Source organism: Rhodococcus sp. KRD162 (assembly GCF_017168335.1).
In the GTDB taxonomy this organism is placed as follows: Bacteria; Actinomycetota; Actinomycetes; order Mycobacteriales; family Mycobacteriaceae; genus Rhodococcoides.
In genome coordinates, this window is record NZ_JABFAU010000074.1 from 1 (window position 1) to 12,659 (window position 12,659).

Annotated in this window: 16 protein-coding genes; 5 read left to right on the forward strand and 11 right to left on the reverse strand. The window is 60.9% G+C overall.

Annotated features, from left to right (window positions below):
- Positions 1-388: 388 nt before the first annotated feature.
- A complete protein-coding gene (locus J1M87_RS26920; protein ID WP_206492750.1) occupies positions 389-1,054 on the forward strand; it encodes a hypothetical protein in 666 nt (221 codons plus the stop codon).
- 66 nt (positions 1,055-1,120) lie between these two features.
- Here the strand turns inward: J1M87_RS26920 and J1M87_RS26925 are convergent, their stop codons facing one another.
- On the reverse strand, positions 1,121-1,582 hold the full coding sequence (locus tag J1M87_RS26925; RefSeq protein WP_206492751.1) for a HEPN domain-containing protein: 462 nt from the start codon (positions 1,580-1,582) through the stop codon (positions 1,121-1,123).
- The gene (locus J1M87_RS26930) at positions 1,579-2,169 is read right to left on the reverse strand and encodes an ArsR family transcriptional regulator (protein WP_206492752.1); all 591 of its coding nucleotides are present in this window, start codon (positions 2,167-2,169) and stop codon (positions 1,579-1,581) included. Before J1M87_RS26930 ends, J1M87_RS26925 begins: the two co-directional genes overlap by 4 nt.
- Positions 2,170-2,384: 215 nt before the next feature.
- Between J1M87_RS26930 and J1M87_RS26935 the strand changes: the two genes are divergently transcribed.
- Positions 2,385-2,945 (forward strand): MmpS family transport accessory protein, encoded by a 561-nt coding sequence (locus J1M87_RS26935; RefSeq protein WP_206492753.1) that lies wholly within the window; start codon positions 2,385-2,387, stop codon positions 2,943-2,945.
- 214 nt (positions 2,946-3,159) lie between these two features.
- Here J1M87_RS26935 and J1M87_RS26940 read toward each other — a convergent pair whose 3' ends face one another.
- Both J1M87_RS26940 and J1M87_RS26945 read right to left on the reverse strand, forming a co-directional pair.
- Entirely contained in the window at positions 3,160-4,092 is a 933-nt protein-coding gene (locus J1M87_RS26940) for a nucleotidyl transferase AbiEii/AbiGii toxin family protein (RefSeq protein ID WP_097388425.1), read from the reverse strand.
- Complete coding sequence (locus J1M87_RS26945) at positions 4,093-5,229, reverse strand: type IV toxin-antitoxin system AbiEi family antitoxin domain-containing protein (RefSeq protein ID WP_206492754.1); 1,137 nt, start codon at positions 5,227-5,229, stop codon at positions 4,093-4,095.
- Between the two features lie 222 nt (positions 5,230-5,451).
- Between J1M87_RS26945 and J1M87_RS26950 the strand changes: the two genes are divergently transcribed.
- A complete protein-coding gene (locus J1M87_RS26950) occupies positions 5,452-5,700 on the forward strand; it encodes a hypothetical protein (protein ID WP_097388423.1) in 249 nt (82 codons plus the stop codon).
- Between the two features lie 108 nt (positions 5,701-5,808).
- On the forward strand, positions 5,809-7,191 hold the full coding sequence (locus J1M87_RS26955; RefSeq protein ID WP_206492755.1) for a DUF2637 domain-containing protein: 1,383 nt from the start codon (positions 5,809-5,811) through the stop codon (positions 7,189-7,191).
- A 140-nt stretch (positions 7,192-7,331) separates the two neighbouring features.
- Here J1M87_RS26955 and J1M87_RS26960 read toward each other — a convergent pair whose 3' ends face one another.
- Positions 7,332-7,688, reverse strand: coding sequence for a hypothetical protein (locus tag J1M87_RS26960; protein ID WP_206492756.1), 357 nt, complete (start codon positions 7,686-7,688; stop codon positions 7,332-7,334).
- A gap of 632 nt (positions 7,689-8,320) precedes the next feature.
- On the opposite strand from J1M87_RS26960, the gene J1M87_RS26965 reads away from it, so the two are divergent.
- The gene (locus J1M87_RS26965; RefSeq protein ID WP_241257513.1) at positions 8,321-8,791 is read left to right on the forward strand and encodes a hypothetical protein; all 471 of its coding nucleotides are present in this window, start codon (positions 8,321-8,323) and stop codon (positions 8,789-8,791) included.
- Positions 8,792-8,814: 23 nt separating this feature from the next.
- On the opposite strand, the gene J1M87_RS26970 is transcribed toward J1M87_RS26965, so the two are convergent.
- The 6 genes from J1M87_RS26970 to J1M87_RS26995 all read right to left on the reverse strand — a co-directional run bounded on the left by J1M87_RS26970 (position 8,815) and on the right by J1M87_RS26995 (position 12,484).
- Complete coding sequence (locus J1M87_RS26970) at positions 8,815-9,285, reverse strand: hypothetical protein (RefSeq protein ID WP_206492758.1); 471 nt, start codon at positions 9,283-9,285, stop codon at positions 8,815-8,817.
- Positions 9,282-9,866 carry an ArsR family transcriptional regulator gene (locus tag J1M87_RS26975; protein ID WP_206492759.1) on the reverse strand — a complete coding sequence of 195 codons (585 nt, stop codon included), beginning with the start codon at positions 9,864-9,866 and terminating at the stop codon, positions 9,282-9,284. The genes J1M87_RS26970 and J1M87_RS26975 overlap by 4 nt, the downstream gene beginning before the upstream one ends.
- Positions 9,867-9,927: 61 nt before the next feature.
- Entirely contained in the window at positions 9,928-10,635 is a 708-nt protein-coding gene (locus J1M87_RS26980; RefSeq protein WP_206492760.1) for a Fic family protein, read from the reverse strand.
- A 112-nt stretch (positions 10,636-10,747) separates the two neighbouring features.
- A complete protein-coding gene (locus J1M87_RS26985) occupies positions 10,748-11,296 on the reverse strand; it encodes a hypothetical protein (RefSeq protein WP_206492761.1) in 549 nt (182 codons plus the stop codon).
- Positions 11,297-11,458: 162 nt separating this feature from the next.
- Entirely contained in the window at positions 11,459-12,157 is a 699-nt protein-coding gene (gene fabG / locus J1M87_RS26990) for a 3-oxoacyl-ACP reductase FabG (RefSeq protein WP_206492762.1), read from the reverse strand.
- Between the two features lie 54 nt (positions 12,158-12,211).
- Complete coding sequence (locus J1M87_RS26995) at positions 12,212-12,484, reverse strand: hypothetical protein (RefSeq protein ID WP_206492763.1); 273 nt, start codon at positions 12,482-12,484, stop codon at positions 12,212-12,214.
- Between the last annotated feature and the right edge of the window lie 175 nt (positions 12,485-12,659).

Sequence of the window (12,659 nt, forward strand, 5' to 3'; positions counted from 1 at the left end):
ACCCCCACCCCACCCGCAGTCGAAGACACGGCAGCACCGGAGGAACCGACGTACGCCAGCACACTGACGCTCCCCACCGGAACACCACTCCCCCAGTTCGGAGACGCCTGGACAGCGCTCAAGACGTCGCTCTAAATAGACGATAATGGCCCCGTTGAACGCGACAGTTAAACCAGCATTTTCGCGAGTTAAATCGCGACTTTGAATCATCCGTTGCTCGCGCATGCACCCGAAGCAAAAGCTCTGCTACCTGGGCATTCTGCGTACATAAACGACCATTAAACAGGCCCGATTCGTACGCATAAACGGCGTTCTGAACACCACTAAAATGGTCACAGAACTAGCGGGATAGTTGCCGAAAGGTAGCAATCCCGCTATTCTTCGTGTCATGTTCAAAAAGATGGCCGGATCGCTACTCGCCGCTACCGCTGTGGTCGCCGCGGCAGCAGTACTGCCCGCCACCGCCAACGCAGCACCGGCGACTGTCAGTACAGGCGACAAGATCGCGATTCGCCACGCTGATGGCCAGAACAACACATGCACACTCGGCTTCGTCCTCACAGGCACCGACAACCAGGACCGCGGCCTCATCGCAGGGCACTGCGGAGACCTCCACGACGAAGTGATGACGCTTGACGGTCGCACTATCGGCCGAATTGCCGCAGTCGAGTTCCCCGATACGTTCAACGGCCCTGACACGGCCGTTGTCTCGTTCCTGCCCGGCGTCACCGTGGATGCCGCCATCGAAGGTGTCCATCCCACCGTCAGCGCGCTCACCAAGGACGAAGTCAAACGAAACGGTCCCGTTCTTTGCAAGCTCGGCTCGACAACCGGACTTTCATGCGGACCGCTCGCCGACATCTCAGCACCGGCCACCATGATCGCGTTCCACGCTGCGAACGAAGACGGCGACTCAGGTTCTCCTGTCTGGGCCTACGGCGCGAACGGCGAAATCCTCGCCGTTGGCACTCTTTCCGGCGGACCACACGGAAACAACAACATCGCTTACGTCGAACCCATCGCCGACTACTTGAAGCTCTGGCAGCTTCGATAGGTTTGAAAGCACGTCAGTGACAGAGCCTCGACCCCACCCAGGGTCGAGGCTCTGTCCGGTTTCTGGTTAGCCGAAAAGCCCGAGCGAGTCGATCAGTTTTTCAGCTGCTTCGATGATGCTATCCGCAGCAAGCACAGCGTCAGTAGCTTCGACTTCGGTAGCGGAATCGCCTGCCCTCTTGAAGTATTCGAGTTCGTGACGGCGGCGACGCATGGGATCGAGCTGCCTGAATCCGTTGCCGAACTGTGCGCGCATCGCTTGGACTACGACGACATGGCCACCGTCGGTGGTTGGTCGGAGTCCTTGTTGCATGAGGAGTCCACTGGTTGCGATCCTCGAGGCGTCGTAGGCGAGCGTGAGTGCAGAGTCGAAGTCACCGCTGTCCAGAGCGGTACGTGCTGTAACGAGTTTTTGGGCGGCTTTGGCGAGCATGGGTTTTCCATTGGCGGCTTCGCCGACGAGTTGTTGAAGTTCACCGTTCTGGAGGAACCGCTCAATCTCGGCCTCGCCGGTCTTCCAGCGGCTCATCCGCGACTCTCCGGATCGCCATGGATGACAAGGTGGGACGATCCCCGAATCTGCGCTACGAGCGGGTCTGAGAGGTCGTTCCACTCGTCTGGGGTGCGAACCACCGGGTTGACCTCGATGCCCAGCCTTTCCTGGGCGCGGTCGGCTGCTGCATATACATCTGCGCGGTCGACACGGCCGACGACGAGGACGTCGATGTCGCGGGGTGGTGGGCCGTCCTCGCCTTCGTATCGTGCGGCCCAGGATCCGAAGATCATCACGAGTTCAGCGTCTGGGATTTCGAATTCTTCGTCGATGACGGTTCGTGGGCCGAATGTTGTTTGGAGGAGTTGGGTGAGTGCCGCAGATGCCGGATGTCGGGTGTTGGCGTGGACGAGGCGGTTTCGTCCTTCGGTGCGACTGGCGACGAGGCCTGCTTTGTCGAGGCGGACGATTTCGCTGTGCAGGGTGGACAGTGGCACTTTGAGGCGTTTCGCGAGGTCGCTGACGGTGTATTCGTCGTCGGGGTGAAGTAGGAGTTGGGTGAGTAGTTCCGCTTGGTGCTGCGAGCGGAACACTGGCAGCAGTGCAGGACCGTTACTACGCATAACCCGAAGATACTTCCCGTTTATAGGGAACGTCAAGGTCAGGACACCTAGGCACCGGCAGCGCACGACGGAAACTCAGACATCGTTGCGGGCGTGTAGCCGCCCAATTGCAGAGATAGCGCGCCTGTCCAGCTACGTCGAGACCGGTCTGTCTGGTATCTATATGCAATGCCGCGCGAGCAACGTGTCGGCAAAGAAGACACCAAAGGACCATCATGACCCAGCCGCCGCAGGATTCCCAGCAGCCGCAACAGCCCTACGGCGAACAGCCGCAACAACCGTACGGCCAGCAGCCTCAGCAGCCGTACGGGCAGCAGCCGCAGGGTTACGCGCCGCAGTACGCGCAGCCGCCGCTGCCGCCGCAGAAGAAGAAAAAGTGGCCATGGATCCTGCTGGCCATCGTCGTCGTGTTCATCGCTCTGTTCGCAGGCTGCACCGCTCTAGTCGGTGGCGCGATCAACAGTGTCGATGAGGAGTCGAAGAAGGAAGTTGTTGTCACGTACGAGGTGACCGGCGATTCCGAGGGCGCGATCATCACGTACACCGCGAACGATTCGAACCTGTCTCAGGACACCGCAGCGACGTTGCCGTGGACGAAGGACGTGACGGTCACCGGCCTCATCAAGGTTGCCACCGTGACGGCCAGCAACAGCTACGACGGTACCGGTGCGATCACGTGCAAGATCGTCGTTGACGGCAAGGTACTTACGGAGAACACCGCGAATGGCGCCGGTGCGTCAGCGTCGTGCACGCAGTCGGACTTCGACACCAAATAGTTTCTCGCTGAACAGGAATGCCCCGACCCCCAAAAGGTCGGGGCATTCCTCATTTGCGGGAGGGGCGCTATTTGACGCAGCAGATCGGGTTGTCACATGGTGGTCGGGGAACGGGTTTTGCGCACAACCCCGCCATTGGCCATGGTCACGTCCGAAGAACGGGCACTGCGAGCTTCCGCTTCGACGCCAATTCGGGCGATGAGCAGAGAGTCGGTCAATCTTGGTCGGCGTCGATCCACTGTTGCGCCACCGGATCCCACGTCGCCGGACTTGCTGCCGTTGGTCGCTCGACAAGGATCCGGTTGTAGCATCCGGCAGCGAGGGCCAGGGCGGCGTCGAGGTTGTAGAGGGTGTCGTCGAGTGGACTGTCTGCAGCGTACTCTGACCAGTTTTCGTACCAATCCGGCCCGGGTGTGTGCAGTTCCATCGGCAGGGTCATTTGATCCCGGACGATGCGCTGGTTTTCGAGAGCGGCGACCGTGGTTTCCAGGTCGATGGGCAAGCTCTGTCCAATCAGGAGTAGGTCGACCAGATCTCGGTACCTGTTCGAGTTTTCGCCGGGAGGCGGCTGGCCGTGCCGGAGATGGAATTCGTACATCGCGCAGAGCTTGTCTGCGATCTGATCGGCGAGTGGATAGACACGAACCGCTCCGGTAGGGACGTCGTCCCCGAGATCGATGATCTGAGGGATGGCATGGGTCTCGATCGCTCCGATCACTCCTCTGTGGGATCGGAGGTCGATCTTGAACGAGTCGATTTCCGTCGTGCCTAGTGCCACCCCTACGCGGACGGTCATCTTCCCGTCCGGCTTGTGCTCCCTGCGGGAAATTGTGTACACGAATAGGTCGATGGGGTTGGCTCGCAGGAGCACTTGCAGACCGTCGACTACTTCGTCGATTGACGTTGGGGCAGTGAAAATGAGGTCCACGTCCTGGCTGTACCTCGCCTCGGGGAGGCGAATCATCATTCCGGTTCCGCCTTTGAGCACCCAACCGTCAGGATCGGCGCCGAACACTCTCGCCAGGAACCGTGTCATCACGAACTGGCGCTGAAGCCTGTTCTTCAACTGACCTGTGGCTTCAGCCCTGTTGTTCAGGCGTTGGTTGACCTTTTCACGGAAAGCGCGTGACGCAAGTGGGCTCGACATCTAGGAATTGTCGCCTTGACCGGTGCCAGAGTTCGGGAGGTTCCGATTTTCGTGTCCCCCGTGACTTTCGGCGATCGGTGGCGCTCCCTTCTCCTCGAGGCTCCGTGTGCTGGCTTTCAAGTTTTCTGCGGCGGCTTGCCGGAGTGGCGCCATAGCCTGTGAGAGCGCCGCGCGGGCTGCCTCGAGCGCGGGTTGCTGTATTCGCGGCAGCGATGAATTCTTCACTGATTCAGAAAGGGAAGCGCGGACGGCGTCTCTGACGGTGTCGAGTTGAGCGGCTGCGAGTCCGCTTATCGCGTCTCGAAGAACATTGTCGCTCACTATTTTCAAGTATTGCTCGAATTGTCCGGTGGACTCTGCGGCAGCGAAGGCGAGGGCTCCTGGGTCGAGTTTGATGTGACGCGGTGTGTTCGATGCGTTGTCGGCGGCAGAGGGCTCGCGCTCTCTGAGATAGCGGGTGGCCATGTCGGCGAGCCGGAGGGTGTTTGTGGACACTCCGGCTTGTTCGATGAGGGAGGCGAGGAATCTGCTTCCGTCGTTGAGGGCGTGGCCGTAGGCGAAGGCGTGGGGAGCGAGGGCTTTTTCGAGGTCGTCGGGGGTGGCTAGCTCTTGGGCGATGGCGTCTTGGGCGATGCTCGCGAGGTGTCCCCCGTCGATCTTGGCGGCGGCGAGGTCTTCGACGGTTCGGCTGGCCGTGGTGACGGGGAGCCCTTCGACGGTGGTCCAGTCTTTCACTTCGACTGTGCCGGTGTGGATTTTGATGTCGGGCAGGTCGATGCGGATACGTCGTTGGCAGGTGAATTCTGTCCAGTCGGCGTCGATGTCTCCGAGTTGGTGGAGTTTGGCTGCGGTGCGGTGGGAGACGACGCCGGTGGGGAAGTCTTGGGTGAGCCTGTCCCATGCGGGGGTTTTGGGGTCGAGGGCGATCCAGGCGATTCGGATGTCTTGGATCGGGTCGTAGGGCATTCGGGTCATGGTGTAGATGCCGTGGTGGACTCGTTCGAGGGCGCCGCGGTCGGTGAGGCGTTTCATTTGCACGGGGGTGACGTCGTGGGCGCGGGCCTGTGCGGTGGTGATGATGCCCCATTGTTCGGCCGCGATCTCCGCGACCATGTTGGCGGCATCTTTCATCTTCATGGCGAAATAATATCACTCTGAGTGTTATTTTTGTGCCACCGAGAGGATCTTTCTCGACTTTTGGGGCTTGTCAACGGACTCAGGCGACCGCTCGACGAACACCCTCCATGCTACAGCCTGCATGCGATCGAGCCCTGCGAAATCGCGACCTAACTATTATATCGACTAATAGTAGATAATAGTTTACGGTGGCCTCAGAGCTTCTCCGGAAAGGAAGACCTGATGGCAGCAAGATCTGAGTCCGCCAAGCACCCCGGCGACGAACCACAGCAACGCAAGGTGTTGCTGTCCGTCGACGACGACTTGAAAACTCGAATGAAGTGGACGATCGAACACACGAGGGCACGTACAGGAATCACGACACAGCAGATGTTCATCCGGGTCGCCATCGAAGACCTGTGCTTGAAGCTCGAAAAGCAGTACAACGGCGGCAAACCGTTCCCGAAGCCCGCCGACGCACGAACCCGCTAGACCTGGCACACAACACTTTTAACGGCATTACAGCCAAAAAAGAGACCCTGCCAGGCGGCATCCCGACAGGGCCTCGACGACCGGGACCAACGAAAGGACTACCCGATCATGAACGACCTTAACGTCCGCGCTGCGCGGATGCGTCTATACAACCTCATAGGCTCGGTTTTCTTCGCCATCTTGATCGCCGTCGGAATCACGGTCGGTGCGTTCGTGTTGTCGTTCGCTGTTCTGCAGGATCTTGCCTTGCAAGCCCAGATGCCGGATTCGAAGGCCTACATCTTCCCGTTGATTGTGGACGGCGCAATCCTCGGCGCCACGGTCGGTGTGATCGTGCTCAGCAAGATCGACGGCAGCGACGTCGGGAAACGATTCTTCCAATGCCTGCTCGTGCTGGTGGTTTTCATCAGCGTCGCCGGTAACGCGTACCACGCGTTCACCGCTGCGGCGGATGTCATGGCCAGGGCCGCTGCCGGTGAAGACGTTGGACTTCGACCGCTCAATCCCATTGCGGCAGCGCTGATTGCGGTAGTACCCCCGTTGCTGGTTCTCGCCTTCACTCACGGGATCGGCCTTCTCATCAAGGCGATCGGTGCCGCATACCGCGAGTACAACGATCTGATGCGCCGTATCGCGATGGAAGCGGAATCGGTGGAGGTGCCGGTCGCGCAGGAGCCCGTCGAGACTCCCGAGGAGCGCACGTATGTCGAGGAGGAGCCTGTGTTGTGGGACGGGGACGATTTCGGCGCTGAGTACAGCGACGCCGTCGACGACGGCGTCGACGCGCCGGAGCCGGTTGCAGCCCAGACAGATGATTACTCCTACGTCCCCCCGTCATGGAAGGACGCGGCACCCACCGAGCCGACCGTGACGGCATCGGCGGAACCATTTGCTCATGTCACCGCGCCTGTCACTCAGCCGGTCATCGTCCACGAGAAGGCCGTTGCGCCCGTCGAGAAGCCCGAGGACATCTCCGTCACGGAACCGACGGACACAGCCACTGAGAGCGTCTCCGACCTGGCTTCAACCCCCGTCGGCGCCGAGGACACCACGGCCCCTGCCGACGAGCCTCCAGCAGCCACAATGCTCGAAGCGTCGGCCAGTGCAGTTTCCGGCGAGCAGACCGCCCTGTCAGCCGACGACGAGATCGCAGAGCCCGTGACGGTGAGCCCGGCCGACGAACTTACGAACACTGTCGTCAAGGCCGAGAGCCTCTCCCCCAGTATGACTCCGGAATTCGAGCCGGAATTGACGTTCCTGGACGCCGCCGACATCCACGACGGCGAGAAGGAAGTCGCTCGATTGAAGCTCACGAACCCGGAGTGGTCATTCGAGCAGGTCGCCGCAGAGATTGGCGGGTCCGCATCGTTCTCACGTCGCCGGTACAAGCGCGCAGCGAAAGCTGCATCGGACCAGGGTTTGCGTTTCCCCGAGTTCTCGGAGGACGGGACCGTGAGACTCGATCCGCAGATGGCCGACGCATCTGCCTAGAACGTTAAACAGAAGCGAAGGAGCCCGGCACCGTGCATCGGTGCCGGGCTCCTTCGTTCCGGTTGCCGCTCCCCTACAGGCTGCCGACCTTCTCAGTCCGTCCGGGGCGAGCGAATGCGGTTGTCCTGGTTGATCTCCCACTAACTTCGGAGAAGCCAGGATGGTCGTGTGGCGGCAAGGACAAGGGTTGCCGCACCGATGAGGACGCCGACGACACCGATTACCGCCGACAGTTTGAGTCTGGAATCGGCCACGCCGACGCAATAGTCGACCCACTCCTGCTGCTCTTGCGCCGCGATGATGGATGTCGGATCGACATCTCGTTGGCCTTCGACAACCGAGTTGGGGTTCATGCGTACCGAGAGCGCTGATTCGGACGAGTAGCCGGGGCCGCACGTGCCGATGGCGCCCAGGCCCATGTTCTGAACGGGTAGCGGACTGAACAAAAGGATTGCCGCCCAGCCGATCAACGCCACCGAAGCCAAACCCAATGCCACCAACGCGAAGCTGCCGGGACTGCTGAGATAGCGGCGGGGTATTGGGTACCCACAGATCGGGCAGCTCTGAACGCCGTTGACAGTAAGGACGTCGCCAGATGGTCCAGAGTGCCCATTGGGGCAGGTGACAAGTTGGTTCACCGGGTAGACGGTAATCGACCGAAGTCGACGTTCTTGGTTTTCGATTGCAAGCGCAACTGGAAGGGGAATCCGAAATGGACTTTCCGCTTATCTGGTGGCTGATGCCCGCCGTAATTTTCCCTGATGACGTGCGCGTCTGGGTGCTGAACAACGCCCCATGCTGGCTAGGCGGGTACTGCTACTAGATCGCGCGCTCGATTTGAGGTTGACCAACGCTCAGAAACGGAATTCCGATGACACCGTACGGACTGTGGCTCGGGCCTCTCGGGGTTGTGTTGGACGTGTTCTTCGTTTGGCTGAACACCGGCAAGTTGCCATGGTGACTTGCCCTTCTCGCGCTATCAACATCCGGCCAACTCCATCGGTCGCGTTCGAGGACCGGATCGGCGCTCTCGTAGCGGTCGGGCGCGGCATTGGTTCTCTGTGCGACAGAATTGGGAAAACGAACACGAACTGAAGGGGTCGACCGGATGGGTTTCTCGCTGTATTTCATGCGGATTGAGAACGACAAGGGGCTCGACGCGGATCGGGATGCGGTGGCCGCTTTCCTCGATCAGCGAGGATTGCGGGTCCACCCGAGCAGCCAGCTTGTCGACAGCCAAGACCAGGCATTGAAGTTCGATGGTGTTTACACCGAACTCACTCTGGATCCGTTGGACCAGAGTGAGCCGCTCACCGGGTGTATCCACCACGCGACGCTTTCCGCGGCTGAGTGTGCGTTCATCTACGACCTCTGCGCTGCAGCGGGGTTCTTGATCGTCAGTCCGCAGGGGAATCCGACGTATCTCGTCCCGAATCGCAATCACGACCCGGACGATGTGTCGGTATTGGAGGGCGTCGTATGGATCGACAGCGCCGAGGAGTTGCAACAGGCATTGTTCGGCGGCTTCGAGGCGTTTCGTCGGTTTGTGGAGCAGGTGCGGTCCGTGGGTGGACCAGCAGCTGAGACGCCGCCTCGGTAAGGAGCTTACTCACGACGCGGATTTCAGCTCCACAGTCCGAGTTTGGGGAGCAGCATCTCTGCGGCTTCCAACAGCCCTTCGACGTAGTCGATCGCTTCGTCGACCTCCTCGACCGTCACCGCCGTCTCACTCGAATTACGTGGGTACTCAAGGGTATGTCGGCGGCGACGCATGCCGGATAGTTGCCCGAAGCGTTCGGGTCCGAATTGCTCGATGACAGACTCGATTACGACGGCATGGTGCCCGGATTGCTCCGTGGCCCGCAGGCCTTGTTGCGTGAGAAGCGCTGTGGCGGTGTGGCGACCGCATTCGTAGGCCATCACGTAGGCACCGGTCGGGTCCGACTGCCGAATCGTTCGGGCGCTCGCGCAGCGGTGTCGTGCTTCGGTGAGCAAGAATTCACCGTCGGCGGCACTGCCGCTCACTCGGTCGAGCTCACCCGTGTCGAGACGTCTGCGTATCGCCTGCTGTCCGGTCCCCCACGCCGCGGTCATACGGCTTCCCGCTCAAACACGGTGAGGTGCGGGGACTTCTGTATCTCGGACACCAATACATCTCCTTCTGGGTTCGCCCACACCTGCGCGCTGCAGACGACAGGGTGGACCGGTTTTCCGATTCGTTCTGACGCGAGGTCGGCCGCGGTGTACATCTGTAGGCGGCTGACCTCGCCGACCAGTAGAACATCTATGTCGTTGGGCTGACGACCGGGCTGGTCTTCGTAGCGCGCGGCCCACGAGCCGAAGATGACGACCTTCTCGACGCCGACCAGGGCGAATTCTTCGGCGATGACCTGCGGAGGCCCGTAGGTGAGCATCACCAGGTGGCGAAGTGGGGCGACGACGGGGGTGTCGGCGGCGGAGATAAGGCGTGTCCGGCCGACGTAACGGTCTGTGAAGATTCCTGCGGTAATCAGCTGTGCGACTTCGCGATGCATGGTTGAGAGTGCGACGCCTGTGTGTTCTGCGAGGTCGGTGAGGCTGAACTGTTCGTCGGGGTGCAGGAGCACGCGGGCGAGGAGTTCGGCTTGCGCTTTCGATCGGAAGATCGGCATGAGCGCCGGAGGAACGTTTCGCATAGATGGAATATATCTTCCAATTAAAGGAAACTGCAAGGTCAGTGTGCGTCGATTGGGAAGGCTAGGCCGTGCAGGAGGCCAAGAACTGCATTATTTCGGTGGCGTCGGCGTCTGCGAACATGCTCACGCACGCCTCGTCGAATTCGAGTTCTCGCGCGACCGGCACCACGATCGGGTGATGCCCTGCGGCCATCAGGATCGCGTTCATGAGATGTCGCGAGGTTCGTTTGTTGCCATCAAAGTAGAACTGAGCGCGGGCCCCGAACGCGAAGTACGCCAGTGCTCGTTCGTCCGGCCGATCGATGTTGCCGAGCGCCGAAATGCCTGCGCGATAGTGGTCTTCGAGATCACCCACTGGTGGCGGTGTGTACGCGCCACGAGCGCCGAGGTGGACGGATACCTCGGAGGTCCGGAATTGTCCGGCGACCAACGCTTCGTGGCGGGCGAGGATGCCGTTGCTGTGGTCGGAGGTTTCACGGTCCCAGTCGAGGGAGTCCGTTCGAACTTGGGCGAGCAGCCATGTGTAAGCCTCTGCGGTGTCGGCGATTTGGCGTACCTCGGAGATTGGGTGCTCGGCAACCTGTTCGCCGTCCATCAGGGATTTCACTTCCCGGATGGTGAACGAGTTCCCTTCCAATGCGGCTGTGTTCCAGACGCAGTCAGCCAGGTTGTGGGCGAGGGTGTGCGCGATCTCGTCGCGACTGATCCCACCCGGCAGTATCGGGATGGCGCGGCGGTCCCAGAAGAAGTTCAGGCCGTCCATGCTCATCGATTTCCCCTGATGCTGTTCGAATGTGGACCTCGGCTCGAATCCCCGACTACCCGTCGGCCGCGCTGCCCTCGACCATTTCGGCCATTCGGGCGGTCGCGGCCAGTCCGGCTCAGAGCAGGTATCCGCGCTCGGCATCCCCGGTGACCGTCGCCGCTGTCCTCTGCGCCCATGTCTCGTGGTCGAGCAGGCTCCATGTCGGGTCGCGGTAGTCCAGCGGTGTCGCTGCCAGCTGTACTCGCCGCTCGACCCGGCCGACGATCGGCAGTGACAACGCGATCCAGCGCCACGAACTGTCGTCGGACGCGATGCCGAGGCGGCTCATCACGGCGGTCGTCATGACCTGTATGTCGCCGCGCACTCCCCAGAGTGCGTCTGCGCCGACGTTGAGGACGGCCGTCCATGACTCTATCGGCGACTTCGGTCCCCGCGGTGACGATTTCAGTCCTGACAGCTTCCGCTGCGGTTTCTCCATAAGAGCTGCGATTGATTGCGCCCAGACTGCGTGGCCGTCTCGACTCTGCGGCAAGGGATTCGACCGCAGATGCTGGTGTATTGCCCCGCAGCCGTCGACGACCTGCACCCCCTCGACAGGTTGGGTGGCGAGGAGAAACTGGATGAGAGATCCCACATCGCCGGTCTTGCGCTCGTGCGAGATCACTTGCCCTGCCCGCCTGGGCCGAGATGACGCGCCCCGTGGCGCGACTCTCGACCCGACTCGAAGGCGGAACGAGCCAATGGATTCGGCGTACGCAGTTTCGGTGCCGACGAGTGCGTGACCGAACCAGGATCTATCTCCGGATTATGCATTGGTTCGAGCCGATCAGTGCCCCATCCCGATGCCGCCGTCGACGTTGATGACGGTTCCTGTGATGTATCCGGCGCCGGGGCTGAGGAGGAATCCAACGGTTGCCGCAATCTCTTCGGGCTTACCGAAACGTCCCAGTGGGATGTGCTCGAGCGCCTTCGCTACGACGGTGTCGCTTACTTCCGCTGCCATGTCGGTTTCGGTGAAACCGGGTGCGACGACGTTGGCCGTGATGCCGCGTGAACCGAGTTCTCGTGCGAGCGAGCGGGCGATGCCGATCACTCCCGCTTTTGCGGCGGTGTAGTTCACTTGTCCTGGCATGCCGGACATTCCGCTGGCTGATCCGATGATGACGATGCGGCCAGCACGATTCTTGAGCATGTTCCGGGACGCGCGCTTGACGACGCGGAACACTCCGGTGAGATTGGTGTCGACTACGCCGGTGAACTGATCGGTGCTCATGCGCATGATCAGGGTGTCGTCGGTGATTCCCGCGTTGGCGATGACGGCCTCGACAGGTCCGTCTTCCTTTTCGACGTAGGCGAACGCGTTGTCGACCGATGTGTCGTCGGTGACGTCGCATTCGACGCCGCGCACGCCGTCCGGAACCTCTGCGCCGCGGTGTGTTCCCCAGACTGTATGTCCTTCGGAAACAAGTTGTTTCGCGATCGCTGCGCCGATTCCGCGGTTTGCGCCTGTGACGAGTACACGCATGTAAGAAATCTCCAAATGTTTTGTGTGGCAGTGGAATGAAGTGTCATTCCCGGGCTAGGCGGGAGTTGCTGAGTCCTCGAGAAGGAGAATGATGGCGACCGGGTCGCCGTGCTTTTCCCGGGCGCGTGCAGAGTGCAGCTCGAATGTCGCTGCGGTGTAGGGCTCTCCGTCGATGAGAAGTTTCTGAGCGCCACTCTCGGGGTCGTTGTGACTGGCGAGTTGCTCGAGGTCGATCTGATCGAGAACTTGCGAAACCTGCGATTCGCGGAGCGGTGCATGTTTGCCGACAGTGGTCAACGGGATTCGATTGCGCGCTTCGACGAGCATGAGGGTGGCGTTGCTGTACTTGACCAGCGACGCGATGTTGGCTTCGAGTGGTTGGGCCCCCGATAGCAGTCCAGCGTCTATGCGATAGCTAATTGGTTTTCTTGCGTCCAGGTTTCCCAGTAGCGCTGCGGCGTCATGCCGTCCAGGGATCCGTGGGGCCGTTCATGATTGTAGA